The sequence below is a fragment of the Leifsonia tongyongensis genome (genome assembly GCF_010686705.1).
GTDB classification, from domain to species: domain Bacteria; phylum Actinomycetota; class Actinomycetes; order Actinomycetales; family Microbacteriaceae; genus Diaminobutyricibacter; species Diaminobutyricibacter tongyongensis.
Window position 1 is genome coordinate 1,006,656 of the sequence record NZ_JAAGWY010000001.1, and the last position, 23,392, is coordinate 1,030,047.

General features: G+C 68.4%; 24 protein-coding genes and 1 pseudogene. 15 read left to right on the forward strand and 10 right to left on the reverse strand.

Translation table 11 applies throughout. The features are described 5' to 3' along the window. Positions 1–20: 20 nt before the first annotated feature. The 10 genes from G3T36_RS04840 to G3T36_RS04885 all read left to right on the forward strand — a co-directional run bounded on the left by G3T36_RS04840 (position 21) and on the right by G3T36_RS04885 (position 8,935). Positions 21–752 carry an OmpA/MotB family protein gene (locus tag G3T36_RS04840; RefSeq protein ID WP_240148249.1) on the forward strand — a complete coding sequence of 244 codons (732 nt, stop codon included), beginning with the start codon at positions 21–23 and terminating at the stop codon, positions 750–752. A gap of 120 nt (positions 753–872) precedes the next feature. Then, positions 873–1,781, forward strand: coding sequence for a flagellar motor switch protein FliM (locus G3T36_RS04845; RefSeq protein ID WP_338031466.1), 909 nt, complete (start codon positions 873–875; stop codon positions 1,779–1,781). Then, positions 1,778–2,488, forward strand: coding sequence for a flagellar motor switch protein FliN (gene fliN, locus G3T36_RS04850; protein ID WP_163288375.1), 711 nt, complete (start codon positions 1,778–1,780; stop codon positions 2,486–2,488). The genes G3T36_RS04845 and fliN overlap by 4 nt, the downstream gene beginning before the upstream one ends. Next, the gene (locus G3T36_RS04855; protein ID WP_163288376.1) at positions 2,488–2,952 is read left to right on the forward strand and encodes a FliO/MopB family protein; all 465 of its coding nucleotides are present in this window, start codon (positions 2,488–2,490) and stop codon (positions 2,950–2,952) included. The genes fliN and G3T36_RS04855 overlap by 1 nt, the downstream gene beginning before the upstream one ends. Then, complete coding sequence (gene fliP, locus G3T36_RS04860; protein WP_163288377.1) at positions 2,949–3,782, forward strand: flagellar type III secretion system pore protein FliP; 834 nt, start codon at positions 2,949–2,951, stop codon at positions 3,780–3,782. The genes G3T36_RS04855 and fliP overlap by 4 nt, the downstream gene beginning before the upstream one ends. 2 nt (positions 3,783–3,784) lie before the next feature. After that, a complete protein-coding gene (locus G3T36_RS04865) occupies positions 3,785–4,057 on the forward strand; it encodes a flagellar biosynthetic protein FliQ (RefSeq protein WP_163288378.1) in 273 nt (90 codons plus the stop codon). After that, positions 4,058–4,813, forward strand: coding sequence for a flagellar biosynthetic protein FliR (locus G3T36_RS04870; RefSeq protein ID WP_163288379.1), 756 nt, complete (start codon positions 4,058–4,060; stop codon positions 4,811–4,813). 12 nt (positions 4,814–4,825) lie between these two features. After that, the gene (locus G3T36_RS04875; RefSeq protein WP_163288380.1) at positions 4,826–5,929 is read left to right on the forward strand and encodes an EscU/YscU/HrcU family type III secretion system export apparatus switch protein; all 1,104 of its coding nucleotides are present in this window, start codon (positions 4,826–4,828) and stop codon (positions 5,927–5,929) included. Then, the gene (locus G3T36_RS04880; protein ID WP_163288382.1) at positions 5,926–7,977 is read left to right on the forward strand and encodes a flagellar biosynthesis protein FlhA; all 2,052 of its coding nucleotides are present in this window, start codon (positions 5,926–5,928) and stop codon (positions 7,975–7,977) included. Before G3T36_RS04875 ends, G3T36_RS04880 begins: the two co-directional genes overlap by 4 nt. Next, entirely contained in the window at positions 7,967–8,935 is a 969-nt protein-coding gene (locus G3T36_RS04885; RefSeq protein WP_163288384.1) for a hypothetical protein, read from the forward strand. The genes G3T36_RS04880 and G3T36_RS04885 overlap by 11 nt, the downstream gene beginning before the upstream one ends. Positions 8,936–9,071: 136 nt before the next feature. On the opposite strand, the gene fliW is transcribed toward G3T36_RS04885, so the two are convergent. Genes fliW through G3T36_RS04915 form a run of 6 tightly spaced genes read right to left on the reverse strand, consistent with a single transcriptional unit; the run spans position 9,072 to position 13,541 of the window. Next, entirely contained in the window at positions 9,072–9,449 is a 378-nt protein-coding gene (gene fliW / locus G3T36_RS04890) for a flagellar assembly protein FliW (RefSeq protein WP_163288386.1), read from the reverse strand. Then, a complete protein-coding gene (gene flgL, locus G3T36_RS04895) occupies positions 9,446–10,330 on the reverse strand; it encodes a flagellar hook-associated protein FlgL (RefSeq protein WP_163288388.1) in 885 nt (294 codons plus the stop codon). The genes fliW and flgL overlap by 4 nt, the downstream gene beginning before the upstream one ends. Beyond that, positions 10,330–11,760 (reverse strand): flagellar hook-associated protein FlgK, encoded by a 1,431-nt coding sequence (flgK, locus tag G3T36_RS04900; protein WP_163288390.1) that lies wholly within the window; start codon positions 11,758–11,760, stop codon positions 10,330–10,332. The genes flgL and flgK overlap by 1 nt, the downstream gene beginning before the upstream one ends. Position 11,761: 1 nt before the next feature. Continuing rightward, positions 11,762–12,247, reverse strand: a complete 486-nt coding sequence (locus G3T36_RS04905; protein WP_163288392.1) for a flagellar protein FlgN — start codon at positions 12,245–12,247, stop codon at positions 11,762–11,764. 52 nt (positions 12,248–12,299) lie between these two features. Beyond that, positions 12,300–12,668 (reverse strand): hypothetical protein, encoded by a 369-nt coding sequence (locus G3T36_RS04910; RefSeq protein ID WP_163288394.1) that lies wholly within the window; start codon positions 12,666–12,668, stop codon positions 12,300–12,302. Positions 12,669–12,725: 57 nt separating this feature from the next. Next, complete coding sequence (locus tag G3T36_RS04915; RefSeq protein ID WP_163288396.1) at positions 12,726–13,541, reverse strand: sigma-70 family RNA polymerase sigma factor; 816 nt, start codon at positions 13,539–13,541, stop codon at positions 12,726–12,728. Positions 13,542–13,891: 350 nt separating this feature from the next. On the opposite strand from G3T36_RS04915, the gene flgN reads away from it, so the two are divergent. After that, the gene (gene flgN, locus G3T36_RS04920; protein ID WP_163288398.1) at positions 13,892–14,413 is read left to right on the forward strand and encodes a flagellar export chaperone FlgN; all 522 of its coding nucleotides are present in this window, start codon (positions 13,892–13,894) and stop codon (positions 14,411–14,413) included. Positions 14,414–14,817: 404 nt separating this feature from the next. On the opposite strand, the pseudogene G3T36_RS04925 reads toward flgN, so the two are convergent. Next, positions 14,818–16,491: pseudogene (locus G3T36_RS04925) on the reverse strand (amidase); the annotation flags it as partial. After that, complete coding sequence (locus G3T36_RS04930; protein WP_163288402.1) at positions 16,488–17,525, reverse strand: agmatine deiminase family protein; 1,038 nt, start codon at positions 17,523–17,525, stop codon at positions 16,488–16,490. The gene G3T36_RS04930 and the pseudogene G3T36_RS04925, both read right to left, overlap by 4 nt. 68 nt (positions 17,526–17,593) lie before the next feature. On the opposite strand from G3T36_RS04930, the gene G3T36_RS04935 reads away from it, so the two are divergent. Then, positions 17,594–18,238 carry a TetR/AcrR family transcriptional regulator gene (locus G3T36_RS04935; RefSeq protein WP_338031467.1) on the forward strand — a complete coding sequence of 215 codons (645 nt, stop codon included), beginning with the start codon at positions 17,594–17,596 and terminating at the stop codon, positions 18,236–18,238. Positions 18,239–18,367: 129 nt separating this feature from the next. Here the strand turns inward: G3T36_RS04935 and G3T36_RS04940 are convergent, their stop codons facing one another. Next, positions 18,368–19,660: a serine hydrolase domain-containing protein gene (locus G3T36_RS04940; RefSeq protein WP_240148250.1), complete on the reverse strand. Its 1,293-nt coding sequence runs from the start codon at positions 19,658–19,660 to the stop codon at positions 18,368–18,370. A gap of 178 nt (positions 19,661–19,838) precedes the next feature. Between G3T36_RS04940 and G3T36_RS04945 the strand changes: the two genes are divergently transcribed. Together G3T36_RS04945 and G3T36_RS04950 are read left to right on the forward strand one after the other, a co-directional pair. After that, positions 19,839–20,252, forward strand: coding sequence for a DUF4383 domain-containing protein (locus tag G3T36_RS04945; protein ID WP_163288406.1), 414 nt, complete (start codon positions 19,839–19,841; stop codon positions 20,250–20,252). A gap of 32 nt (positions 20,253–20,284) precedes the next feature. After that, positions 20,285–20,845: a hypothetical protein gene (locus tag G3T36_RS04950; RefSeq protein WP_163288408.1), complete on the forward strand. Its 561-nt coding sequence runs from the start codon at positions 20,285–20,287 to the stop codon at positions 20,843–20,845. Positions 20,846–20,865: 20 nt separating this feature from the next. Here the strand turns inward: G3T36_RS04950 and G3T36_RS04955 are convergent, their stop codons facing one another. After that, positions 20,866–22,140, reverse strand: a complete 1,275-nt coding sequence (locus tag G3T36_RS04955) for an AAA family ATPase (RefSeq protein ID WP_163288410.1) — start codon at positions 22,138–22,140, stop codon at positions 20,866–20,868. Between the two features lie 104 nt (positions 22,141–22,244). Here G3T36_RS04955 and G3T36_RS04960 point away from each other — a divergent pair, with 104 nt between their 5' ends. Beyond that, on the forward strand, positions 22,245–23,321 hold the full coding sequence (locus G3T36_RS04960; protein WP_193570863.1) for a hypothetical protein: 1,077 nt from the start codon (positions 22,245–22,247) through the stop codon (positions 23,319–23,321). The last annotated feature ends 71 nt before the right edge of the window (positions 23,322–23,392 follow it).

Here is a 23,392-nt window from a genome sequence, read left to right on the forward strand (position 1 = left end):
ACCACCAGGACGAACGGTGGATGGCCTCCTACATGGACATGGTGACCGTACTCATGTGCCTGTTCATCGTGCTGTACGCCATGTCGAGCACCGACGCCCACAAGTTCGCGCAGCTCAAGGATTCGCTTGCGACCGGCTTCGGCCTGGTCAAGTCGCAGAAGATCGACACCGCGTCGGGCATCATCGTGCCCCCGAAGGATGTCGGCAAGGACGGCGAGCTGTCGAACCTGCAGGCGGCGACGCTCGAGTACGACAAGCTGAAAGCCCTGCGCGACAGGATCAACGCCAACCTCGCCGCAGTTGGCCTCCAGGCCAAGGTCGACACCACCATCGATTCGCGCGGCCTCACGGTCGGCCTCGTCAGCGCCGACACCTTCTTCGCCTCCAACAGCACCGATCTCACGCCGATCGCCAGCCGCATCCTCGACCGCATCGCCGGCCCGCTGAACACCGTCACGTACCAGGTCAGCATCGAAGGCCATGCCGATCCCCGGCCGCCGGGCCAGCCGTTCCCGACCAACTGGGAGCTGTCGAGCGGGAGGGCGACCGCCGTGCTCCGCGACCTGGTCGAGCGGGGCGGGGTGAGGGACACGCGGGTCGGCGCCGTCGGCTACGGGTCGGCGCGGCCGATCGTCCCGGGCAGCTCCGACGCGGACTTCGCCAAGGACCGTCGCGTCGACATCGTCGTGCTCTCCGACAAGCCGGACGCCATCCGGGCGCTCATCCCCCAGCTGGTCGCCGCCGGCAAGTAGCTGCCCACCTCGACCGTCGAGTGGTCGCTATCTCCCCTCAAAAGCGAGCGGGAAGGGGACTTCGTGACGACTCGACGGCAACGGCTAACCGGATGCAGAGGCGAGCCGATAGTCACCAGTGTGACGGTCCAGCCAAAGCACGACGATTCCCCCCTGCCCGAACGCCATCGAAGCGTCGAGGTCTACGACTTCCGCCGGCCGACGACGCTCGCCCGTGAGCACTCCCGAACACTCGAGCTCGCCTTCGAGACGTTCTCGCGACAGTGGGGAACCCAGCTGACCGCGAAGGTCCGGGTCCGCTCCCAGGTCACGTTCGAGGGCCTGTCGATCCGCACCTACGACGAGTACGCATCCCAGCTCCCCTCGCAGACCGCGCTCGTGCTGCTCACCATCGGCGACGATCCGTCGAAGGCGGTCATCCAGTTCCCCGCGGCTGCCGCCCTCGGCTGGCTCACGCGGATGCTCGGCGGAACACCCGACCCCGACGCCGAAGAACGCAAATTCACCCAGGTGGAGCTCGCGATGCTGCGGCGCCTGATCGAAGACACGATCGACGACCTCCGGTACTCGTTCGGCCGCCTGCTGACGGCGCCTGTGGTCATGGACACCATCCACCACAACTCCCAGTTCGCCCAGGCCGCGGCGACGGCCGAGCTGATGATGGTGGCGAACTTCTCCGTGAGCGTCGGGGACCTCACGAACGCGGCGACGATCGCCATCCCGGCAGACATCCTGGTGCGCCAGCTCGGCGACGCGAACCCGGTGACCCGTGTCGCCGACGCTCGAGGGCTCGTCGAGGCGCAACTCGCATCCGTGCCTGTCGGGGTGTCACTGCAGCTGAACCCGCTGACCGTGACGCCCGCCCAGATCATCCGGCTGGCCGTCGGCGACATCGTCGGCCTTCCGCATGACAAGACCAAACCATTGAACGTCGCTGTCGAGGGTCGTCCCCTGGCCCGCGCATCCATCGGAACCACCGGATCCCGGATCGCCTGCGTCGTCGTCGAAACCCAGGAGAACCTCCGATGAGCATGACCATGAACCTCACGACCGCGAGCCTGGCCCTCCGCGCAGCCGAAGCGCTCGCCGAGAACCTTCCCACGATCAAGGCGCTGACACCGGTGACGCGCGAGCGCGCGGGAGCGGCTGGCGTCGACGTGAGCGCGGCCGTCGTCGCCACCTTCGTCGGAGCGTCGTCGTACGACATGGCGATGGCGATCGTCGACGGGAGCCTGCTCGCGCCGGCCGCCGGTGAGGCGACGGTCTCGCTGACCGACCTCGTCCACGGCGCCCTGGTCGGGGCGTCCGACGTGCTCGGCGACGGTGTGCTGGGCGACCAGCGCGTCGAGGACGCGGCCGCCCTGTTCGGCGACCCCGACACGGCGGTCGTGGAACTGTTCGACGGCACCGAGCTCGCCGGCCTGTTCGGCCTCCGCGCGCGACGCGGGTCGACTCGACCGGGATCCGCAGCCGCAGAGGACGTCTCCGGGCGCCTCGGCCGCATCAACGATGTCGAGATGGCCCTGACCGTCGAGATCGGGCGCACCCGCATGCCGGTCCGCGACGTGCTGAACCTCGAACCGGGCGCGGTCGTCGAACTCGACCGTTCGGCGGGTGCGCCGGCGGACATCCTCCTCAACGGACGCCTCATCGCGTACGGCGAAGTGGTCGTCGTCGACCAGGACTACGCCGTCAGGGTCACCCAGATCCTGGACACGCCCGACATCGTCGCCTGATGGACGCAGTCCTCACCATGCTGCGCGTGGTGGTGTCGCTCGCCGCCGTGCTCGGAGTGATCTGGTACCTGCACCGGCGGGTCAGCCGTCGCCAGCTCGGCACGAAGAAGAAGTCGAACCCGGTGACCGTGGTGGGCAAACAGGGCATCGCCGCGAAGGCCTCGGTCGTCGTCGTGGACGTCGACGGGCGACGGCTGGTGCTCGGCGTCACCGAGCATTCCGTGAACGTCCTCCACTCGGCCGAACCGGCGCCCGTCGCGGAGGCGAGCTTCGCGGCCGTCCTCGAGCAAGCCGACGCGGATGCGGATCGGGATGCGGATCCGAATGGGATTGCGGATGCGTTCGTCCCGGTCTCCGGCGAAGGGCTCGCGCCCGCACCCGCCGCCAGCCCCGTCGCAGGCTCCATCCTCGCCGCCTCGACGTGGAAGCTCGCACTCACCAGTGTGCGGAACGGCCTGAAGTGAACCCGGCCGTCGCCGCGAGAAGGCTCCGCCACTGGCGACTCGGGGTCGTCCTGGCGCTGGGGATCATCATCGCGTTCGCGGTCGTCGCCCTGCAGGCCGCCGGCGCGCACGCCGACCCGATCGCCCCGACTCCGCCGGTGACCCCCGCGCCGCCCACGACCGGCGGCACCAGCATCACCATCAACGGCATCGACGGCACGCCGTCGCAGACCGTGCTGACCCTGATCGGCATCACGCTTCTTTCGGTGGCGCCCGCACTCCTCATGATGACGACGTCGTTCGCGAAAGTGTTCGTCGTGCTGTCCATGACACGGAACGCCCTCGGCCTCACGGCGGTACCGCCCAACCAGGTCATCGCCGGCCTCGCGCTCTTCCTCTCGCTGTTCATCATGTGGCCGGTCCTGACCGACATCAACACGCACGCTGTGCAGCCCTACCTGCACGGGTCCGTCGATTTCACGCACGCGATCGACCTGGCATCCAAACCGCTCAAAGCGTGGATGCTGAAATTCACCCGCCAGGAGGACCTCGCCCTGATGAACCGCCTGGGCGGCCGCGCCAACCCGGCGACGCCGTCGGCCGTCGACCTCACCACGCTCATCCCGGCGTTCATGATCTCGGAGCTGCGTTCCGCCTTCATCATCGGGTTCGTCGTCTTCGTACCGTTCCTGGTCATCGACCTCGTCGTCTCGGCTGCGCTGATGTCGATGGGCATGATGATGCTGCCGCCCGTGATGATCTCCCTCCCGTTCAAGATCCTCCTGTTCGTCCTCGTCGACGGCTGGGGCCTCGTGATCACCGCACTCGTCAAAAGCTACGTGGGGGGCTGACCGTGAACACGAGTGCGATCCTCGACATCGGCGCGCAGGCGCTGATCATCTCCGCGAAGCTGGCCGCGCCCATCCTCATCACCTCGCTGGTGATCGGGTTCGCCATCTCGCTGTTCCAGTCGATCACGCAGATCCAGGAGGTGACGCTCTCGTTCGTGCCGAAGGCCGTGGGCGTCTCGATCGCCCTCCTCGTGTGCGGAAACTGGATGATCGCCGAGCTGGTGTCGTTCACCCACGACCTGTTCACCATGATCCCTTCGCTGCTGGGGGGTTGAGTGAACATCCCGATCGATGCGAGCTGGATCGAAGCCGTGATGCTGGCGAGCGTGCGGCTGGCGGCGTTCATCCTCGTCGCCCCGCCCTTCTCCTACCGGGCCATCCCCGGCACGGTGAAGGCGCTCCTCGCCGTCGGGCTCGGTCTCGCCGTGTCACCGGTCGTCACGAAGGGCTACTCCCAGCTCGACATCGGCCCTCTCCTGCTCGCCATCGTCATGCAGCTGCTGATCGGATTCGCCCTCGGCTTCCTGGTCATGGTCGTCTTCGCTGCGGTCCAGTCGGCGGGCAGCCTGCTCGACCTCTTCGGAGGCTTCCAGCTCGCGCAGGGTTATGACCCGCAGCTGAGCCTCAGCGGCGCCCAGCTGACGCGGCTCTTCCAGATGTCGGCCCTCGCCCTGATGTTCTCCTCGGGGGCCTACCAGCTGCTCCTCGGTGGGCTGGCGCGGAGTTTCACGGCCATCCCGCTCGGCTCCGGGCTCAACGTGAGTGCGACGATCCACGTCATGATCACTGCCACGACCAGTATGTTCGTGTCGTCGCTCCAGATCGCCGGCCCGCTGATCGTCGTCCTCTTCCTCGCCGATCTCGGTCTCGGACTGCTGACACGGATCGCGCCGGCCCTGAACGCCTTCTCGATGGGATATCCGGTGAAGATCCTGATCACGCTGAGCCTGGGCGGCATCCTGTTCGTCGCACTGCCCGGGGTCGTGACCGCGCTGACCGGCGATGCCGTGAACGCGCTGGTGGCGGGATGACGGGGGTGAGTCATGTCTGATTCGCAGGAGAGGACCGAGGACGCCACCGACAAGCGGATGAAGGAGGTCCGCGGCAAAGGAAAGCTGTCGAAGTCGCAGGACCTGACGACCTGGCTGGGCCTGGGGGCTGCGGCGCTCCTCCTCCCGACCACGATCATGCTGGGCACGAATGCGACGGTGAGCGAGCTCTTCGCCGTCGGGTCCGCGGCAGGCGCGCCGACGGATGCGACCGCGCTCCAGGCGCTCGGCGCCGGCCTGTCGTCCATCCTTCCGACCATCGCGCTGCTGCTCGTCGCCGTGGTCGTCGCCGTCATCGCCGGATCGGTCGTGCAGGGCGGAATCCACGTCAGGAAGCTCCAGGGCAAGTTCGAGCAGTTCAACCTGGTCAACGGGTTCAAGCACACCTTCGGCGGGCAGGCTCTCTGGAACGGCGCGAAAGCCCTGCTGAAGACCGGCGTGGTCGGTCTCGCCCTGTATCTCGTCATCCAGGGCCTGCTGCCCCTGCTCATGATCCCCGGCGCCAACACGCTCACCGAGCTCGTGGACCGCGCCGTCGGCGGCATCGTCGCCCTGCTGCAGACGGCGATCATCGCGGGGCTCCTCCTCGCGGCAGCAGACGTCTTCGTCGTCATGCGCCGCAACCGCAAGCAGACCCGGATGACCAAACGCGAGGTCCGCGACGAGAACAAGACGACCGACGGCGACCCCATCATCAAGGCGCAGCGCCGCAGCCGGCAGCTGGCGATGAGCCGGAACCGGATGATGGCGGCCATCGCCGACGCCGACGTGGTCCTGATCAACCCGACCCATTTCGCGGTCGCGTTGCGCTATGAGCCCGGCAAGTCCGCTCCCCGCGTGGTCGCGAAAGGCGCCGGCGTCATCGCGGCGAGGATCCGGGAGGAAGCGGAGGCGAAGAAGGTGCCGATGGTCAAGGACATCCCGCTCACCCGCACCCTCCACGCGGCGTGCGATGTCGGCCACGAGATCCCGATCGAGTTCTACAACGCGATCGCCCACGTCCTGACCTTCGTGATGGCACTGAGACGCCGTGGCGCCGCATCCGGAGTCCACACCCTGCCGTACACCACACCCCGCCCGGGAGGCGCAACGAGATGAAGAACCGCAATCTGTCGAAGGTGGCCGTCCCGGTCGGCGTGGTCGGCATCCTTCTGCTCCTGATCGTCCCGGTGCCGGCGTTCCTGCTCGATGTGCTGATCATCGTGAACATCCTGCTCGCGCTCGTCATCCTGCTGACCACGATGTTCGTGCGCAAACCGCTCGACTTCTCGGTGTTCCCGTCGCTGCTGCTCGTGGCGACCCTGTTCCGGCTCGGCCTCAACGTCGCATCCACCCGGCTCGTTCTCGGGCAGGGCTACGCCGGGCAGGTCATCCAGTCGTTCGGTCATGTCGCCGTCGGCGGTTCCATCATCATCGGCGCCGTGATCTTCCTCATCCTCGTCGTCATCCAGTTCATCGTCGTGACCAAGGGCGCCGAGCGTGTCGCCGAGGTCGGCGCGCGCTTCACGCTCGACGCGATGCCGGGCAAGCAGATGGCCATCGACGCCGACCTGAACGCCGGCCTGATCACGGATGCGCAGGCGCGGCAGCGGCGTGCCGAGGTGTCCGCTGAGGCCGACTTCTACGGGGCGATGGACGGTGCATCCAAGTTCGTCAAGGGCGATGCGATCGCCGGGATCATCATCATCCTGATCAACATCATCGGCGGCATCGCGATCGGGATGATCCAGAACGGGCTCGACATCGGCTCGGCCGTCGGCAAGTACACGCTGCTCACGATCGGCGACGGCCTCGTCTCGCAGATCCCGGCCCTCCTCATGGCGGTTTCGACCGGCATGATCGTCACGCGGTCGAACGCGGAAGAGGACATGGGCTCGACCGCGTCGAGGCAGCTCGGCCAGTCGCGGGTCGCGCTGACGATCGCCGGATGCGCAGCCCTGGTCATGGCCCTCATCCCGGGTATGCCGATCTTCGCGTTCCTCGTCGTCGGCGTCGGACTGATCGTCGTGTCGCGCCGGATCAAGGCCACCGAGACCCGGACGGCCAGAGACCTGAAGGCAACAGAAGATGCGAAGGCCACGCCGTCGCCGGAGACGACCGAGGCGATCATCGAGCAGATGCGCGTGCATGCGCTCGAGATCCTTCTCGCCCCTGACCTGGTCGACATCGTCTCCGGAGCATCCGACGACCTCCTCGCCCGCGTGAAAGCGCTGCGGCGCAAGATCGCCATGGACCTCGGTTTCGTGGTGCCTCCGGTTCGCACCCGCGACAGCATCGAGTTGCCGGCGGCGACGTACTCGATCCGGATCGCGGGGGTCGAGATGGGGCGCGGTCTCGCGCCTGCGGGCAAGCTCCTGGCGCTCGGCGGCAGCCTGGGTTCGCTGCCGGGCGATGCCACCGTCGAACCGGTGTTCGGCCTCACCGGAAAGTGGGTCCCAGCGGAACTGCGTCACGCCGCCGAGCTGACCGGGGCGACGGTCATCGACCGCGTCGCCGTCGTCGTGACGCACCTGTCGTCGATCATCACCGACAACGCGGCGCGGCTGCTCACACGAGAGGATGTCCGCGTACTGACCGAGGGCGTGCGCGAACTCAACCCCGCGGCCGTCGACGAGCTCACGCCGAACCCGCTCAGCCTGGCCGAAGTCCAGCGCGTGCTCCAGGGGCTGCTCGCGGAGCAGGTCCCCATCAACGACCTGGCCCGCATCTACGAGGCCCTCTCGCTGCAGGCGAAGGTCTCCACCGACCCCGAGGGTCTGATCGAGGCGGCTCGGCATGCGCTGGGGGCCGCGGTGGCGAGCCGCTACCTGGAGGACGGCACCCTCCGCGTGATCACGATCGACCCGACCCTCGAGCAGGCCATGCTGGAGGCCGCAAGGCCCACTGCGCAGGGAACCCAGATCCTGCTCGACCCCGAGACGAACGACCGGGTCGTGCGGTCGCTGTCGAACGCGGTGAGGGCGGCGGCCGACGAAGGCTATTCGCCCACGGTCGTGTGCGCCCCGGCTCTGCGGCCGGCGGTCAGGCGGCTCGTCTCGGCGCCGACGGGCGGGATTCCGGTGCTCTCCTACTCGGAGGCGACCGCCGCGGATGTCCGCATCGACACCGTGGGGGTGATTCGCCTTGCCGAACCTGTTGCAGCTTAGCGCCCCCACGATCGACGACCTCCGCCAGAAGGTCCGCGACGAGCACGGCCCTTCGGCCCGGATCGTCTCGGCCGAGAAGGTCATCCCTCGCGGCATCGGGAGGATTCGGAAGCCGACCTACTTCGAGGCGGTCGTCGAGCTTCCGGATGCTCCACCCTCGCCGCCGGACGTACAGGTGGACCCGGCTGCGCGCCACGGCATCGCGTCGCTCCTCGCGGACGCGGAGGACGCCGAGGATGCGGACGGAATGCTGCGCCGGACGGCCCTCCCCTCACCCACGGGAGCGCCGCACACCGGCCCGTCGCACACCGGCTCACCGCACTCGGGCTCACCGCACTCGGGCTCACAGCGCACCGGCTCACCGCACACCGGCTTCGATGAACTCATGGCGAGCCTCGCCGGCTTCGCGGCGCCGCCCCCTCCCGCGGCATCCGCTCTCCCCGCCCTTTTGGAACTCGAGGCCGCACGGCCGTCCGTAGCGGTCCCAGTTCTACCGAACGTGCCCGGCGATCTCGTGGCGGTTGTGAGCGCTGGTCAGGATGCCCTTGCCGTCGCCCAGGCCATGTGCAGGGTCTCGGGTGCCGGTGAACTCCGCGCGGCCGGCGGCATCAAGGTAAGGGGTCGGGCGTCTCTGACCGACCGCCGGTCGGCGCTGCTGGCCCGAGCCGATGGTGTCGAGGCCGGCATGGTCGTGTTCTGCGCATTCGGAGCCGAGTCCAGCGACGACGCTCTCGCTGCGTTGGGCGCGATCGACCCCGACCAGGTCTGGGTCGTGGTCGACGCCGGCCGCAAGCCGGACGACACCCAGCGCTGGGTGGACCGGGTCGCGACCGCGGTGGACATCGCAGCGCTTGCCGTCGTGGGCGCCGCATCCACCGCGACCCCGCAGACCGTCAACTCGCTCGGCATCCCCGTCGGCTGGGTCGACGGCGCTCCCGCCGCCGCCGCGCGCCTCTGAGTTCAGCGCGACCTCATCGCGCAAGCCCGCCAGTTAGGTGCAACCCCGCCCGCTCGACGTGGCGGGCACGTATCGACGTGGCGGGGAGACACGGGAGGCGAGAGGCGGCAGGCGCGACAAACACCCGCCGCGGCCCTCAGGCGACGTCGGCCAGCGGAACGCTGATCCCCCAGCGGTTGTCGTCGAGGATGAACTGCGCCGCCTTCCTCGTCTTCACGTTGACCACGATCGGAGCGAGCAGGTTCACCGTCATCGCCGCGGGCGCCGGGTTGATCACGACGTACACGGCCGCGTCCTCGGGCGACGACAGCTCGAGCCGGGCGGCCTGGTCGTCGCTGAGTTCTGGCGCGTAGTCGTGCAGCGTCGCACCATCGAGCAGGTAGAGCCGCAGGTCCGGCGACTCGGCCGACCGCAGCGCGTACAGCCGCTCTGCGCCGACGACCTCGCTCAGACCGAAGTCGACCAGCCCGGTCATCCCCAGGATCGGGTCCACGAATTCCAGCAGCGCGGTCATCGCAGGAAGTCCATCAGGCTGGTCTGCAGCGACTTGGCTGTCACCATCAGCGACGCGGTGTACACATTGTTCATCATCGTGAGATTCAGGATAGATTGCCCGGTGTCCACATCCTCGATGTCGCTCTTCTTCCCCTGCAGGAGCGACATCTGGCTGGCGTTGGCATCCTGTGCATTCTGCACGGCCGACAGCTGCGATCCCACCTGCGACTGCGCCGTCGAGACCGCATTCATGCGCGCATCCACCAGACCGATGTCGGCGGTGAGGTTCCCGCTCGTTCGCAGGTCGTTGATGATGGTGTCGAGGTCGCTGAACATCGATGTCGCACCGTTTCCGTAGACCGCCGACCCGTCCACATCCACCCGGACCGACTGCCCGTCCCCGACGCGGCGGTCGACGCTGCTGCCCGGGACGCCGTTGAAGGCGTACCCGGCGGTGCTGAACGCCTGGGGTGCGTCGGAGCTCCCCGCGAAGATCGAACGGCCGAGGAAGGTGGTGTTCGCCTGGCCGAGCAAAGCATCGCGGATCGATTCGAGCTGAGTCGCGATGTCGTTGCGGGCGGATTGCGACATCGAGCCGTTCGCGCCCTGGATGACGCTGTCGCGCACGGTCTTGAGCATGCTGTAGGTCTGCGAGAGGGCGTTGTCGGCGCTCGTGAGCCAGCCGTTCGCGTCGCTGATGTTGCGCCCGTACTGGTCGACGGCTTTCAGTGCTCCGCGAACCTGCAGTGCGCTGGCGACCGCCGACGGGTCATCCGAGGGAAGGTTCAGTTTCGACTGGGTCGTCGCCGTGTTCTGTGCGGCCGACAGGTTCGCGATCGCGGTCTGCAGGTTGCGCGCATTGTCATGGAAGATCGTCTGCGTCGTGACCCGGCCGATCATCAGGACCTCCCCACGAGGCCGGTCTTGTTGATGAGCGTGTCGAGCATGTCGTCGACCGCGGTCATCACCCGGGCGGCAGCCTGGTAGGACTTCTGCTGGCTCAGCATGTTCATGTTCTCCTCGTCGAGGTCGACCGATTCGACGGAGGCCTGGTTGCTCGTCGCGGTCTTGAGGGCGCCGTCGGCGAGTGTCGACTGCTGGATCGCCGTCTTCGCCTGGGCGCCGATGGTGGTCACCACGTTCATCCAGATGCTGTCCGGGGAGCCGGCGGCGGTGCCGATCTGCGACAGCGCGTCGGCCGCCGAGCCGTCGAGGGCGCCCGCGCCGGGTTTTCCGACGGCGATGTCTGCAGCCGAGGTGGGCACGACACTCAGGCTGAGCGCTGCAGGTCCCCCCGCGGCGAGCGCGAAGAAGTCGAGTCCGGTCCGTCCGTCGGTGGTGGCGGCAGCGCTGTGGATGGCGTTCACCTGGGTCGCGAGGCTCGTCGCGAGCTGGTTGTAGCTGGCCGCCGTCTCTGCGAGCGGTCCTCCGGTTCCCGTGGCGTTCGCCGAAGCCACCAGCGCAAGGCCGCCGGCGAGCTCGCCGCTGTCGAGCCCGACACTCTGGCCGGGACGTTGCGCCCATTCGAGCTGGACGGGCGACGCCGCCGCTCCCACCAGGGTCGTCGCGCCCGTGACCTGCACGTGGTTGGCATCCGTGCCGGTGACGAGCAGATTCCCGCCGACGGTGACGTCGACGGTTCCGTCTCCCCGGTCGACGACCTTTCCCCCGGCGATCTGCGCGATCGTCGCCGTGAGCTGCGCACGCTGGTCGATCAGGTCGTTGGCGTTCCCCCCGGCCGCGACGGTGGAGCGGATCGTCCGGTTCAGCACCGCCACCTGGTCGGCCGTCGAATTGAGTTCGGTGGCCAGCCCGTTGATCTGCGAGCGTGTGTTCGTCCAGGCGGCGTCCGCAGCCTTGTACCCGGTCGCGATGGTCGACGCGAGCACGCCGGCGTTCTGGATGACGACCGAACCGGTCGCGGGATCCCCCGGCCGGTTCGCCAGGTCTTGCCACGACGCCCAGAACGTGTGCAGCTGGGAGGAGATCCCGTTGTCGCCCGGCTCGTTGAACGACTGTTCGAGCGAGGTGAGCGCGCCGGCCTGTACTCCCGCATACCCGGACTGCGAGGCCGCGTTGCGGACCGCACCGTCGAGGAAGAGGTCGCCGATCCGGCCGACGCCGGTGATGGTGACGCCCTGCCCTCCCGAGGTGGCGGGAACCGTGAAGAGCGTCGCGTGCGCCGGCGCTCCGGCGGCGATCGTCGTCAGGTTCTGCCGCGTGTACCCGCTCGTGCCGGCGTTGGTGATGTTCTGGCCGGTCACGTCGAGGGCCGCGCGTGCCGCCTGGAGTCCCGAGTACGCGATGCCGAGTCCGCCGAAGGTGCTCATCTCAGATGTCCTTGTCTATGAGCTGCGCTCCGGCCGGCTGGAACCCGCTGTGACCGCGCGAATCGTAGGTGCTGAGGGTCGCGTCGAGCGACGAGATCGTCTCCTGCGTCGAACGGATGGCCGACCGGAGCATCAGCGAATTCGCATCTCTCAGCGTCCGGACGCGCCCCGCGAGTTCGAGTAGGGCACCGAGGTGGGCTCCGAAGATGTCGGCCCAGACCGCATCCGGCGCCGCCGCAACGATCTCGCGAAGCGAGGCGCGGCCGCTGATGTCCCACTCGTCGGCGAGCCGCTCGATTTCGAGGTCGCGGATCAGGTTGAGCTTGCGCAGGGCCGCGACGACGTCGTCGATCTCATCGGTGACGCGTCCGATCCATTTCGAGTTCCCGGCTGCGAGCAGCAGGTGCTCGACTTCGAGTTTGTATTCGAGGATCTCGAAGAGGTTGCGTTCTCGCCACAGCGACGCAGAAAGTTCGTTCGCGCCCATGCGCCGCCTCCAAGCTGTTCGAAGACGACTCTCGGCCGCGGCACCGGAAATGTTAGCTGTCGGAGCCGAGAAGGTCGAAGTACACCGGGTGCGGCGCGGATTCGACGTGGACCGTGTCGACGGGCGCCGCATGGCGTGCTTCCGTCTGGCGCACGTCTTCGAGGTAGCGGATGGCGTGCAGCTGCGCCTCGAGGATGCGCGCTGCTCGTCCCACCAGCTCGGGCGGGATCGGGCCCAGCGCGATGGGGGGCCGCCACGGCACCGGATGCGTGGCACGTTCGACGGCGACCTGCAGCTCGACCTCGAAGCGGGCGAACGCGTCTTCCCAGCTTCGGACGGGGACGAACGGGTCGATCACCTCGTCGAGGCGTGCGGCCTCGTCTCCGGGGTCGTGGCCGGCGGCTTCGGTGGGTTCCTGCATGATCGTTCTCCTTGCTGTGGGGGAGTCGGGCTGTCGAGGTCGTGGTGGGGCTGCTGTTCAGGATGCGCTGCGCGCGTGGACGTGATCGAGGCTGAGTCGGCCGACGCTGACGACCGCTGCGTGCTGCGCCAGTCGTGCCAGGTAGGCGCTGCGCCGCGCCTGCGTCGTCTTCGCTTCGACCGCAGCGGTCTCGCCGTCGCTCGCGTAGTGGGTGGTCATTCCTTCACGGATCAGGCGGATCGCCTCCGAGCGCTGCTGCGACACGGCAGAGTGGGTGATCCCCAGCTCTTCCGCGACCTCTTTCACCGAGCGGTCGTCGAAATAGATCGCCTCGACGACGTAGCGCATCCTCTCGGGCAGCGCGGCGACGGCGGCGCGGAGGTAGGCGGTCTGTTCGCGCTCCATCGCCGACTCCTCGGGGGAGGCGAGCTGGGAGACCAGCAGGTCTGCCGTGCTGTCGTCGATCGTCGTGACCGTTCGCGATGCGTCGGAGAGCGCCGCCGAGGCCGTCTCGCGGTCGACGCCGAGTGCGTTGGCGATCTCGAGCAGATCGGGGGTGCGGCCCAGGGCGGCCGTCAGGCTCTCCTGGACGGCGAGCGTCTCCTTGATGCGCTTGCGTGCCGACCGGGTCGCCCAGTCGCTGGAGCGCATCTCGTCGGCGAAGGCGCCCACGATGCGGTTGCGGGCGTACGCGCCGAACGGGATGCCGAGCGTCGGGTCGAACGCATCCGCCGCGGTGACGAGTGCGAGCGCACCGGCTGACGCGAGGTCGTCGCGTGACAGGTGCGATGCCCGCGCACACAGGTCTGAGACCAGGTACCCGACGAGCGGCAGGTTCTCGGTGACAAGCTTGTTGCGGTCGGTTCGGTTCACGCGCGGGACCCCTTGAGCGTCTTTTCCGAGTCATGGGCGGACTCGAGCAGTACATCGGACGGTGGATGCTCGGTCAGGGTCGGGTACCGAACATGAGCGCCGGGTGTTCGCTCAGATTTCACGCTAACAACGGTCCGGCCGATTCCGGCTGGTCTGTTCTCCCCCACTACAGGGCGCAATGTACCCCCAGATCGGGCGATACCGGATTACGTGCCGGCATGTGACCATCCCCGCCCGTTCCGGCATGTCCGGGGGCGAATATCCCGTTCGCCGGAGCGGAGATCGTAGAGTCTGACTACCGCGATGTGTCGCACTCGACTGATGTTCTACGCGAGAGGACGGGAAGCGACGTGGGGGCCACCGAACTTTCGGCGCAACTCTGGAAGGAGCGCGCCCTCGTCGAACTGCTGGTTTTCAAGCTCGACGAGCTCGAGCTCCTCCTCGTCGCCGGACGATCGCGGTGGGTTCCCCAGGCCACCAAGGAGATCGAGCAGGTGCTCGACCGGATGCGCGCAGCAGGCCTCGGCCGCGCAGTGGACTTCTCCGACGTCGCGGAGGAATGGGGATGCTCCCCCGATGCCGCGCTGCGCGAGCTGGTCGCCGCGGCACCGCCCGGGGTCTGGGCGGATATCTTCGACGCCCACCTTCAGGCGCTGATCGCCCTCGCCGACGAGGTCAGGTCGGCGGGCGCCACTTGTCAGCGCCTTCTCCGGGCCGCACTCCAGGCGACTCCATCGGACGGGGGTGCCGGTCGCGACAGCGCCGACGCCGAACAGTCGCTCGACAAGGCCACCCGGGACGCCAACTACCGGCTGGCCCTCGCGGTCACCGCGCGACTGCCGCAGCCGGCGCTGGCAGACTTCCTCCGCTAGGCGATTCCGCCCGCGACGACCCAGGCAGCGCCGGCCGCGCCCTCCGAGTCGTAGGCGACGGCGACGATCAGGCTTCCGTACGGCGCTCGCCATTCGCTGTGTCGTGCTTCGTGCTCGGAGGCGTGTACGACGGCGGATGCGTGGAAAGCGTCGCCGTCCCGGGTCACCTCGACCGCCGCCCCGTTCACGAACACCGCGATGTCCTCCACGGCCGCCGCATCCGCGACCGACCCCTCGATCGCGATCGCGACGGTCCCACCGGCCTGCGTCGGGCCGGCGACGGCCGTGAGCCGCACCTCCGGACCTCGGGCCTCCCCGCGCGCGTCCCCGCCACCTCGAGCTGTGCCCGCCACCTCGAGCGGGCGGTCTTGTCCCGAACGGGCGGGCACATCGCCGAACCCGTACAGCGGTGGCGTGCGAGGAGGCGCGATCCGTCGCGCCCCGGTGGCCTCGAAGGCGGACGCGTAACGCAGCAGCGCGCTGTCGTCGTACGCCTTGCCTGCGAACGTGAGCCCGACGGGCATCCCGATGTCGGCCATCACGCCCATCGGAACGGTCACCGTCGGAACGCCGAGGTGCCGCGGCACCAGATTCCCGTTCGCCACCCACGTGCCGTTGCGCCAGCCGAGGTCGGCGGAAGCCGGGTTCACGTCCATGTCGGCGGGCGCCACGTCGGCGACAGCGGGGAAGACGACGACGTCGAGGCCGTTCGCATCCATCCACTCTTCGAGGTCCACCCGCCGTGTCTCCTCGAGTCCGCGGATCCCCTCGTCGATCGTCGGGATGCGCTCCAGCGGCGTGATGCCCTCGGCGCGCGCCCGTGTGACATAGTCGGCGACGTCGAAGTCGTAGGCGCCGTAGCGGTCCGGCAGCGCTCCCGTCGGGTGCGGGAAGATCATCGGCCCGTCGACGTCCGCGAGCGCATGGAGAGCCGGGTCGCCGTTCGCGTCGAGGAAGTCGTGCCATGCCAGCATCGACAGCTCCCAGAGCTCGCGGTCGGCGAAGCCCTCCGGTACGATCCCCCGGTCGACCATGGACTGCGCCCCGTCGCGGTCCTTCTCGTAGTTGGAGACCACCGGGAAGTCGACCTCGACGACCTCGGCGCCCTCGGCCTCCAGGTCGCGGCGCGCCCGCTCCCACAGGTCGATGACGGATGCACGGGTCACGATCGGCTCGCGCGCCCCGGCGTCCGCATTGATGTACATGCGCGGGATGCCCACCCGGCGCCCTCGGAGAGCGTCGACGTCGCGCAGCGCGGCGTACGATTCCGGCCGCACGTCCGTCGCTGCGGGAAGCTCCACCCACGGCTGCGTCCGCCAGAAGTCGCCGCGGGTTTCGGCGTCATCCGCCACGATCACATCGAGCACCGCGAGGAGGTCGTCGACGGTGCGCGTGTGCGGCACCACGACGTCCATCGTCGGAACGAGCGGCCAGTTTCCGCGCACCGAGATCACCCCGCGCGACGGCGTGTAGGCGACCAGGCCGTTGTTCGATGCAGGTGCACGGCCCGACGACCAGGTCTCCTCCCCCAGCCCGAACGCACCGAAACTCGCGGCCGTCGCTGTCCCCGAACCGTTCGACGACCCCGAGCCGAAGGCGGCGGTCAGGTAGTCGCCGTTGTACGGGCTCTCCGCCCGGCCGTACACGCCCCGTTGCATCCCCCCGTTCGCCATCGGCGGCATGTTCGTGAGACCGATGAGCACCGCGCCCGCCTCGCGCAGCCGCGCGATCGTGAACGCGTCATCCGATGCGACGAGGTCGCGGAACGCCGGTGACCCCGCGGCCACGGTCAGTCCGCGCACCTTGTAGCTGTCCTTCGCGGTATACGGGATGCCGTCGAGGGGGCCGAGCGCCTTGCCACGTGCGCGTCGCGCATCCGATGCGCGCGCCTCGGCGAACATGTCCGGATTCAGCACCGGCACCGCGTTCAACCGGATGCCGTGCCGGTCGTATGCGGCGATGCGGTTCAGGTAGCGCGCGACCAGGTCGACACTTGTCACCCGCCCGGCGTCGAGTGCCGCGCGCAGGTCGGCGATGGTCGCCTCGACGACGGTGAACCCGGTGTCCGTCCCGCTCACGCCCGCGCCTCCGACCAGACCGGCTGCTGCTGGGTGATGCAGTGGATGCCACCCCCGCGCGCCAGGATCTCGCGGGCGTCCACCGTCACGACCGTGCGGCCGGGGTACACCTCGGCCAGCAGGTCGCGGGCTCGCGCATCCGCCTTCTCCTCGCCGTAGCCGCAGGCGATGACGCCGTCGTTGACGACCAGGTGGTTGACGTAGTTCCAGTCGACGTAGCCCTCGTCATCGGTGAGGGTCTCCGGCGCCGGGAGGTCGACGATGGTCCATTCGCGTGCGGCGGCGTCGCGCGTGCCCTCGAGGAAGGAGCGCAGGCCGCGGCAGACCTCGAAATCGGGATGCTCCGGATTCTGCTGCTGGTGCAGCACGAGGGTGCCGGGCGACGGGATCGCAGCGATCATGTCGACGTGACCCCGCGTGCCGAACTCCTCGTAGTCGCGGGTCAGGCCACGAGGCAGCCAGATGACCTGCGTCGCGCCGATCGTGCGCTCCAGCTCGAGCTCGACCCGCAGCTTGTCGGCGTACGGATTGCGGCCGGGGTCCAGCTGCACCGTCTCGGTCACGATCACCGTGCCTTCCCCGTCGACGTGGATTGCGCCGCCCTCGTTCACCAGCGTCGAGGAGACGAGTTCTGCATCCGCCAGCCCCGCGACGAAGCGGCCGATCTCGCGGTCGTTCTCCCACGACGCCCACTTCTGGGCGCCCCAGCCGTTGAAGGTCCAGTCGACGGCGCCGAGCGTGCCCGACTCGTCGAACACGAACGTCGGACCGAAGTCGCGCATCCAGAAGTCGTCGAGCGGAGCCTCGACCAGCTCGATCTGCGACGAGAGCATCCGGCGTGCACGATCGCGTTCGACCGGGTCGACCACCATCGTGACCGGCTCGAACTCCATGATCGCGTGCGCGACCGCGGTCCACGCCGCGTAGCCGCCCTCGGCCTCCTCCCCCGGTGCGCCCAGCGTCACGCCGGGGCGCGGGAAGGCCATCCAGATCCGCTCGTGCGGAGCGGTCTCGGCTGGCATCTTCCAGGTCATTCGGTTACCCCTTTTCTATTGATCGTTTGATCAATAAGATGGGAGAACGCTACCTACGATGGAGAACCGTGTCAAGAGCAAACCGCACCAGGGCGGAGCGCAAGTCGCCGGAGGAGCGCTCTGCCGAGATCCAGGATGCGGCGCGCTCGATCGCCCTGTCCGGTGGCCTGACCGCGATCACCCTGCGGAGCGTCGCCGCACAGGCCGGGGTGACCCCGGCACTGGTCGCGCATTACCAACCCAGCATGGAATCCCTGGTCGCGAGCACATTCACGGCCGTCGTTCGCACCGAACTGGCGGACGTCGCCTCCCTCCTCGGGCCGTTCCCGACCGCGACCGAACGCCTCGCGCACCTCATCGACACGCTGCAGGACGGCAGCCGCGACGACCTGACGCTCGTCTGGGTCGACGCCTGGAGCCTGGGACGCCGCAGCGACCTGCTCGCATCGGCGGTGCGAACCCAGATGGACGCCTGGGAGGCGCTCATCACCGACGTGCTCGTGGAGGGCTGCGACGCCGGTGAGTTCAGCACCGGTGATCCGGACACCGTCGCGTGGCAGCTCCTCGGCATGATCGACGGCCTCAACGCCCAATCGCTCGTGCACTACCGGGATGCGCCTTCGCGAGGACGCCTCATCGCGCGCGCGATCGAGCACGAACTGGGCCTCTCCCCCGGCGCGCTCACCGCCGCCGCCGCCGCACCCCGGCGCTGACGCACCACGGCGCCGCCGCACCCCGGCGCTGACGCACCACGGCGCTGACGCGCCCACTTCGCCGAGCACACGGTTCTTCCCGTTATGAGCCACTCTTTTCGGGAAGAACCCTGTGCTCGCGCGAGCAGGTTACTTCTTGGGTGCCGGCGGCTGGCAGACGGCGGCGGCCTTCATGGCCGTGACCGCCTGCGCTTCCGACCACGGGAGCGCCACGGGCGCCGGCTTCCCCGACTTGGACGGCGCTTTCGACGCGATCGATGCCAGCTGCTGGGCGAGCTCCTGGGCGAACCCCGCACGAGCGGATGAATTGTTGAGTGCCACGACGACCGTCAGCCCGCTCTCGGGGTCGGCGAACATCGCCGAGATGAAACCCGGGATCTCACCCGTGTTGCCGCGCAGAGGGCCGAGTTTCAGCATCCCGAGACCGTAGCTCTGCCACGACGGGGCGGTGCCGCCGAGCGGAACGCCCGTGTCCTGTGCCCTGGCCGCGGCCGCTGACAGGAGTGACCCGGTTGCGAGCGCCTGCACGAACGTCTTCAGGTCCGTGATCGTGGAGATCGCACCGGATGCCGTCCATCCCATCGACGGGGACAGGGACGTCTCGTCGAGCGTCGTCCCACATTGCAGAGCGCCCGCCGCGTCGAGGGAGGTCGCGTATCCGAGCGGATGCGGTGACGGGATCGAAAGCTGGCCCGCATCCGGGAAACTCGAATGCGCCATCCCCAGCCGGTCGAAGATGTAGTGCCGGTACAGGTCGGACCAGCTCATGCCGGTCGCGGACTGCAATGCCATCCCGAGCATCACCATCCCGGCCTGCGAGGCGTTGTACAGCTGGCCGGGCGAGCCGGCTGGTTTGGTGGCGATGCCGTCGCTGAGAAGCTCCATCGCCGGCCACTGCCGCGTCGGGTTCGCGACGAAGACCGGCCGCAGCTGCCGCGCATAGTCTCCGATGCCCGAGGTGTTCTGGCACAGCTCACGCAGCGTGATTCCGTCGACACCGATCATGCGCGGCAGGTAGAGCGACACCGGATCGTCCAGTTTCACCTTGCCTTCGTCGACGAGCGACAGCAGGACGGAGCACGTCATCGAGGTCGTGTTGGTCGCGATCCGGAAATGCATGTCGGCCGTCATCGGGTTGGACCCTTTGGTCGCCGTGGTCCCGAGTCCGTCGACGTAACTGCCCGCCCAGGGCGCCCAGACGCCGACGAGCGCTCCGGATGCACCGGCCAGCTTCATCGCATCCGTCACCGCGGTCTCGAGCCGGCCTTCGATCGTCGCCGGGAATGCGCCCTGGACCTGCTGGGGAAGTCGCGCTGTCGCGTCGGCGTGGGGGGTGCACGCTCCGAGTACCACGGCCACAAGGCTCGCCAGTGCGACAGCGGTCGCCCGCTTCGCCCCACGAAAGCCTCGAACCATTCCCATCCCCCGATGGTTGTTGCACCAACTTGCCTGAATTCTAACCGAGATGGCCAGTATGCGATCAGTGCCGGAGCGCGGGGCCGATCGCGGTCATAACGTTTCGGCTCCAATCCGATCGAGGACGACCTCCGAATAGTTCGTATACGGCGTACGCCGTTGTCACACAATGAGGAGTCGTGAAATGCGCACATCACCAAATCGCCTGGTCGGAACCATATTCGGAGCGGTCTACCTACTTGTAGGGGCACTCGGATTCGCCTACACCGGCGGTGTCGGATTCGTTGCCACGCAGGGTGGCCTGATCCTCGGAATCTTCGAAGTCAACCCCCTCCACAACATTGCCCATCTGCTCATCGGAGCCGCCCTTCTGATCGCCGGCCTGTCCAGTGTCGTCGCCGCGAAGACCGTCAACATCGTCGTCGGCGCGGCCTACCTGCTGCTCGGAATCGTCGGCTTCTTCCTCGCGGGCACGGGTGCGAACATCCTCGCCCTGAACACACCCGACCACTTCCTGCACCTCGCATCCGCGATCGTGCTCCTGGGTGTGGGACTCGGGGCGGAGCGTGCCTCCCGCCGTTCGGCCGCGGTCGCGTGATGACCGCCACGGCGAGCCGAGGGGGTGATTCCGTGCCGCAGACGTCCGGCGGCATTGCTCCGAGCGCTACGTCGACAGCCCCGGCGACACGGGCCTGGCTCGCCGTGGCTGCACTCGGCGCGGGGCTGCTCCATCTCGCGACGGGGGCGGGCGCGACGCTGCCGGCCCTCGTCGCGCTGGTGTTCTTCGGCGGGGCCGAAGTGGTGTGGTCACTTGCCTGTCTGGCGCGTGATCGAGCGCCAGCAGCACGTCTCGTGGTCTACGCCGCACTTCTCCCGGTCGGATGCTGGGCCGCGATCGCCACGGTGGGCGCCGGTTCCGGGGTCTCCCCCGCTTTCGCCGCCCTCCCGGCCTTCCCGCTGCTCGTTGCCAGCGCCCTCGACGTCGCGATCGCGATGACTCTGGCCGTGAGCATCCGTCGTGCCGCACGGGGGAGAGGTTCGGCGCGGGCTTCGGCCGGGCGATTCGTGGCCGGACTGCTCGTGAGCGCTGCGGCCGTCACGCTCGTTACGGTGCCGGCACTCGCCATGACCGGACCCGGCGCGCAAGCGGTCAATGTGCACCTGCTGCACGAGGGCGGCCACCACCACTGACCCACCGACCTCGGGGCTGGTCAGCGCTCGCGCATGAACCGTTCGACGTCGGCGTCCACCATGATGTCGCTCGGGCGGAGCGGACGGGTCAGATAGAGGCCCTCGAGCGAGGTGATCCTGCTTAGTGCAACATACGTCTGCCCCGGGCTGAACGCCCGCGCCCCCAGGTCGACGATGGCGCTGTCGTATGTCTTGCCCTGCGACTTGTGGATGGTGACCGCCCACGCGAGTCGCAGCGGGAACTGCGTGAACTCGGCGACCACATCCTTCGTCAGCTTCTTGGTCGCGGGGGAGTAGGAGTACTTGAACTTCTCCCAGATCGCCGGTTCGACCTCGTGGATGTGGCCGTCCACATCGACGTACACCGTCGAGTCGATGCGCGTCACCGTGCCGATCGTGCCGTTCACCCAGCGCGGCCCGTCACCCGTGCCGACGTCGTTGCGCAGGAACATGACCTGCGCACCGACCTTGAGCTCCAGCACCTCGTCGGCGGGAAACGCACGCCCACCGAAATCACCGCTGACCTCGGCTTTGGCCGTGAGTGCCCGGCCGGGTAGCTGCCGGAGCGCCGTCGAGTTGATGCGATTCACCGCATCGTTGCGCGTGGCGAGAGTGATGGTTCCGTCATCGGGTGCGGGGCGCGCCCCTGTCTCGTTGAGGCGGTCGGCGATCTCCTTCGTGACCCGCCCGTGGCGGACCGCGTTCAGCATCGCCTTGAAGTCGGCCTCGTGCTGACGATGGATCTCGGTGAGTTCGACGATCTTGAGATCGGCTTCGCGCCACACCTTCGCGTCGAAGAACCACATCGAACGGTACGTGTCGCCGAAGTAGGCGCGCTCATCGGAGTCGCCCGGCACCGGCGCGAGCTGGTATGGGTCGCCGAACAGCACCACCTGCACACCGCCGAACGCTTCGCGCGGTCGCTGTCTCGCCTGGCGCAGGCTCCGGTCGATCGCATCCATCAGGTCGGCGTTGACCATCGAGATCTCGTCGATCACCAGGGTGTCGATCGTGTTCAGGAGCTTCCGCAGTTCGGCACTCTGGTCGATGTCGTGGTCTGCGATGACACCGATCGGGAGGCGGAACAGCGAGTGGATCGTCTGGCCGCCCACATTGAGAGCGGCGACCCCGGTCGGCGCGCTGATGACCAGCTGTTTCTCGGTGTTCCACGACAGGTGGTTGAGCAGTGTCGACTTTCCCGTGCCCGCGCGCCCGGTCACGAAAACGTGCTCGCGCGTATGCTCGATGAGCTCGTACACGGCCGTCTGCTCGGCCGAGAGGGGGAGCTGACCCACCTGCGTCCCCTTTCCTGCGATGCGAAGCCCGTTCAGCCTATCCCGCCGACGAGGCGCGGGAGGCCGTCCACGCCCGCCCTGTGAGCGCATCCTAGGATTGCCTCATGCCCGAGGTTGCCGATGACAGTGCGCCCGCGCATCCGGTCGCTGCACTCAAACCGCGCACCCGCGTCATCGTGCTCTGGTCCGGCATCGGAGCGCTGCTCCTGATCGCCTTCGCAGCGGCGATCGGCGCGCTTCAGCGCGACGTGTACAGTCCTTCCGGTTTCGTCTCCGGCTACCTGCACGCGCTCGCCCGCCAGGATGCCCGCGCGGCACTCGCAATGCCCGGCGTCGACGCGTCCGACAGCGCTCTCGCCGCAGCCGGGCTGCCGACCGCGCCGTCACGGGAACTCCTGCGGTCGGATGTGCTGGCAGAGGTGTCGGGTATCCGTATCGTTCACGACGACTCGCTCGCCGACGGCGTCCACCAGGTGGCGTTCGACGCGGTCGTCGACGGCACTCCGGTTTCGTCGACGTTCCGGGTGAAGCAGACCGGGAGCGTTCTCGGCCTTCTGCCCACCTGGCGCTTCTCGACGACACCGCTCGCCGTCGCGGGCGTCACCGTCGAGCATGCCGAGACCTTCACTGTGGCCGGTCACACTCTCGACACCCGAGCCGCCGACCCGACGCAGCCGGCCGATGCGTTCAACACGAAGGCCGACTACGTCGTCTTCGCGCCCGGCGTCTACCGGCTGGGGCACGTCTCCACGTACCTGAATGCGGATCCGGTCTCGCTCCTCGCTCGCAAGCCCGGCGCTGTGGTGTCCGCCTCGGTGGTCGCACAACCGAACTCGGAGTTCGTGTCGCAGGTGGAGACGCAGCTCGACGGCTACCTCAACGCGTGCGCGAAGCAGCCCGTTCTGCAGCCGAGCGGATGCCCTTTCGGTGTCGTCATCGACGACCGGGTCGTCGGTGCGCCCGCCTGGTCCATCGTGCGGTACCCGCCGGTGACCCTTGTGGCGGGAGCGAACGGCTGGCAGATGGCCTCCGCGGAAGGCATCGCCCACCTGCACGTGACCGTCCAGTCGCTGTTCGACGGAACGATCTCGACGCGCAGCACGGACGAACCCTTCTCCGTCGCCCTGTCGAGCATTGTGATCCGCCCGGATGGTGCACTCGACATCGTCGTCGCAGGCTGACACTGCGGCGTCGGCCGCCGCACGTCGTGCCCCTCGCCGCACTCGTTGTCGCCCGCCGCACTCGTTGTCGC